Origin of the sequence: Mycobacterium sp. (assembly GCF_035603715.1) — a bacterium.
Taxonomy (GTDB): Bacteria; Actinomycetota; Actinomycetes; order Mycobacteriales; family Mycobacteriaceae; genus Mycobacterium.
Genome location: NZ_DATNJW010000127.1, coordinates 1 through 3,779, shown reverse-complemented (window position 1 = coordinate 3,779; position 3,779 = coordinate 1). Strand labels below are relative to the sequence as shown.

Here is a 3,779-nt window from a genome sequence, read left to right as displayed (position 1 = left end):
ATGACGTCGCCCTTCGTCACCAAGATCGAGCACCGTGGCCGTTCTGACCGTGTCGTCGATCGCGTTGACGCCCAAATCAGACTGAACTAGAGGCTTTCGCCGCTGCCAGGGTCAGCCGCGCAAGGCGTTTAGCTGTCATCGCGGCGGCGCGCGACGGCGGTCCCGTGTTCGCCGTCGCCAGCGCCCCGTTGTACAGCACGATGAGCGCCTCGCCCAGCGCCTGGGAGTCGGGCACGCCGGTATCTTCGGCGAGTTGGCGAACGGACTGATGCAACCAGTCGCGGTACTCGTTGATGGCCAACACCTGGCACTCCCCCGCCGGCGCTTCGGCGGCCGCGCTGTCGAAGGGACAGCCCCGGTACTCCGGAAGCGATACGTAGTCAGCGAGCGCATCGAAGAGCGCCAGGATCTTGTCCGCCGGATCATCGAGACCGGACTGGGCCTCCTCGACCCGCTGGCGGAACCGTTCATGGCGCCCACGAAGATAGGCCGCGACCAGCTCGTCCTTCCCGCCGAAAATGTAGTACAAGGAGCCTTTTGCGACTCCCGCCTTTTCGATTACGGCGTCGATTCCGGTGGAATGGACGCCGTCGCGATAGAACAGCTCGTCGGCCGCGGCGAGCAGTCGCTCGCGCGCCGAGGGCCGTTCTGTTGTCTTCGTCGCCATCGCATCAGCATATCAGACAGATCTGTCTGATATGTGCTGCCACAGATTGCCACCGAGCCTGTTTTCCTGGTTTTTTTCGTGCGTCTGCCGAGAATCTGAGTTGACTAACCCAACAATCGGAATATTTCTTGTACCGATCTGTTCAAAGACTTGAAGGAGGCAGATCGTGGCGACAGCAGCAGAGGACAGGAACCGGGCGTTCGTCCTGGAAGCGTTTGACGCATTGTTCAACCGGCGTGATTACGCGGCCGCAGAGAGGTTTTGGTCGCCGGACTACATCCAGCACAGCGCGCATATCGCCCCGGGCCGTGAGGGCTTGTTCGAGCTCGTGAAGGCCGCGCCGCCAGACATGCGTTACGAGAGCGGGCTGGTCATCGCGGGCGGTGACTATGTGATGTTGCACGGGCGGTTCAGCAATGTCGGGCAGCCCGCCGATTGGATAGTCGCCGACGTCGTCCGGATCGAGGACGGTCTTCTCGCTGAGCACTGGGATGTGATCCAAGACGAGGCAACCCGAGATGAGTCTGTCAGCGGGCTACCCATGTTCGGTCCCGCCTTCCCGGCACGGGCATGACCCGTTCCCATTACACAGAAACCGAAATGAGGATGAACTGATGGCACGACTGGATGGCAAGATCGCCGTGATCACCGGCGGCAGCAGCGGTATCGGACTAGCGAGCGCGCAGAGATTCGTTGAAGAAGGCGCTTATGTCTTCATCACCGGGCGTCGCCAAAGCGAGTTGGACAAGGCCAAGGCGCTGATCGGCGAGGGCGTGTCCACGGTCGCCGTCGATAGCACCAAAAGTGCAGACCTGGACCGGCTGTTCGCGACGGTCCTCGAGGAGAAGGGTGCGCTGGACATCCTGCTGGTGAACTCGGGCCGGGTGGAGCCTGAGGAGCTGGGCAAGGTCACCGAGGAGAACTTCGACCTCACCTTCGACCTTAACGCCCGGGCAGCCCTGTTCACGGTCCAGAAGGCCCTGCCTTTGATGCGCGAGGGCGGCTCGGTCATTCTGGTCGGCTCGGTGGCCGGGTACGTCGGCATCAATGGCTACAGCACCTACAGCGCGACCAAGGCCGCACTGCGCTCCTATGTGCGGACGTGGACCCGGGAGTTCGGCGATCGGGGCATCCGGTTCAACACGTTGAGCCCGGGCCCGATCGACACCCCGATCATGGACGCGCAAGCCAGCTCACCGGAGGAAGCCGACCAGATCCGGGCGACGTTTGCCGCGGGCATCCCACTGAACCGGATGGGCCGCCCGGAAGAGATCGCGGCAGCAGCATTGTTCTTGGCCTCTGATGACAGCAGCTTCGTGGCCGGCACCGAGCTGAGTGTCGACGGTGGCTTTGCCCAGGTCTAACAGACTGCAGCCCAAGGCGATTGAGCGACATGACCGAAACTGTCGGCGACGAGGCCGCGTTCGCTGCAGTGATTGGACAGATCAGTACAAGTTTTGAGGAGGGATCATGACAAGCGACACGGTCGACCGGAACCTGGAAGGCAAAGTTGCGCTGGTCACCGGTGCGACGTCGGGAATCGGTCAGGCCACCGCGCTACAACTGGCCGCGCAGGGGGCGACGGTGATCGTCCACGGCCGCGACGTCGGACGCGGGACGGCAGTGGTCCAAAAGATCGAAAGCGCCGGAGGCTCAGCCCGATTCGTAGCCGCCGACCTGAGTCAGCCCGCCGAAGCGCTACGGCTGGCCAGCGAGGTCGGCGAGGTGGACGTCCTGGTTAACAACGCCGGATTCGCCTGGTTCGGTCCGACGGAAAAGCTGGCCGCCGACACTCTGAATCAGTTGTTCGCCGCCAACGTGCAAGCCCCCTACTTACTGGTGTCGGTACTAGCGCCGAAGATGGCGGCCCGCGGATACGGGGTGATCATCAACGTGGCCAGCCGGGCCGGCGCTGTCGGTCAGCCCACAACCGCCGCCTACGGCGCCACCAAAGCCGCCTTGGCCTCGCTAACCCGTTCGTGGTCGGCGGAATTCGGGCCCACGGGCGTCCGCGTCAACTCCATCTCGCCAGGGCCGGTCTATACCAATGCGGCCGAACGGGAACTGTTCGATGCCATTGCCAAGACGACCGTGCAGGGCCGCGCTGGTGAACCTCAGGAGGTCGCCGACCTGATCGGCTTCCTGGCATCTCCCCGGGCGGCCTACATCACCGGTACCGATGTCGCCATCGACGGCGGCCGGCGATGAAAGGACTAGCCTCTGTCGAGTTCTAGGCCAGCACCGATGCCAGCTCCGACCGGGGTACTGAGATCTGCTGTGGGCCCGCAACTTCCGCCAGCCACATGCCTTGCGGGATGTAAAAGATGACTGCGTCATCGGTGAGCGCGAAATTCTGATACATCCTGGCCCCGAGCGTGTTGTGCGGTGCCGGGCCGCCGTAGCCCTGCCAGTGCTTGTCCATCTCGCGCTGGACGATCGGGTCGAGCGCCGCCACCGGGTCGGCTCCCGGCTTGAACAAAGCGTCGAACGTGATCGGGCGGTGTGTGCTTACGTCGTAGTTGAACGAGCGGAATCCGGTTACGGGGTGGGCACCGCTGTCGGTGTAGAGATCGAGGACGACGCTTTTAGTGCCCGAGGCCGCCGTCCCCGATGTAAACGTGTGCGGGCGCACGCCGTGCTCGAACGGCCAGTCCCGCGGCGGGAGCGTAGCGATGAAGTCCACGAAGTCGTCCCTGTCCTGCTTGACGAAGTCGGTCACCGCCTGTTGGTCGGGATAGCCGAGTGGATAGCTGATGTCGATCGAGTACGTACCGGTTTTGCTCTCGATGTGGCACGTCTGATCGGTCTGTACCGTCCCGCCGAGTTCCGCGCAACCGGCGGCCGGTGTTGTTGCGGGCTGCGCGGATGCGGGGGCGCCGAACACCGTCGCGCCGACCGCGCCAGCGGCCACCGCGATGAACAGCTTGCAGGTCACCATTCTGACCCCATTGGGTGTACCTGAAGTTCGCAGGTGTCGATACTGACTGGGACGGTGAAGGTTTCGGTGGTCTCGGGTGCGGTAACCAGGAGCTGCGTGTAGGTCGGGCACTTGTGGTCGAGGTCGTTCTTGTCCACGGCGACGCCCTCCACCACGGCGTACTGCGGCTGGTCG

Annotated in this window: 5 protein-coding genes and 1 pseudogene; 3 read left to right on the top strand and 3 right to left on the bottom strand. The window is 63.6% G+C overall.

All coding sequences use genetic code 11. The features are described 5' to 3' along the window. Nucleotides 1-76: 76 nt before the first annotated feature. Nucleotides 77-667, bottom strand: coding sequence for a TetR/AcrR family transcriptional regulator (locus VN856_RS05895; RefSeq protein WP_325687082.1), 591 nt, complete (start codon nt 665-667; stop codon nt 77-79). 166 nt (nt 668-833) lie between these two features. Here VN856_RS05895 and VN856_RS05890 point away from each other — a divergent pair, with 166 nt between their 5' ends. The 3 genes from VN856_RS05890 (at nt 834) to VN856_RS05880 (ending at nt 2,875) form a co-directional block, all read left to right on the top strand. Beyond that, on the top strand, nt 834-1,241 hold the full coding sequence (locus VN856_RS05890) for a nuclear transport factor 2 family protein (RefSeq protein WP_325687081.1): 408 nt from the start codon (nt 834-836) through the stop codon (nt 1,239-1,241). Nucleotides 1,242-1,281: 40 nt separating this feature from the next. Then, entirely contained in the window at nt 1,282-2,031 is a 750-nt protein-coding gene (locus VN856_RS05885) for a glucose 1-dehydrogenase (RefSeq protein ID WP_325687080.1), read from the top strand. Between the two features lie 106 nt (nt 2,032-2,137). Further along, nucleotides 2,138-2,875, top strand: coding sequence for an SDR family oxidoreductase (locus VN856_RS05880; protein WP_325687078.1), 738 nt, complete (start codon nt 2,138-2,140; stop codon nt 2,873-2,875). Between the two features lie 22 nt (nt 2,876-2,897). Here VN856_RS05880 and VN856_RS05875 read toward each other — a convergent pair whose 3' ends face one another. Together VN856_RS05875 and VN856_RS05870 are read right to left on the bottom strand one after the other, a co-directional pair. Beyond that, on the bottom strand, nt 2,898-3,605 hold the full coding sequence (locus VN856_RS05875) for an esterase (protein ID WP_325687076.1): 708 nt from the start codon (nt 3,603-3,605) through the stop codon (nt 2,898-2,900). Then, nucleotides 3,599-3,779: pseudogene (locus VN856_RS05870) on the bottom strand (hypothetical protein); the annotation flags it as partial. The pseudogene VN856_RS05870 and the gene VN856_RS05875, both read right to left, overlap by 7 nt.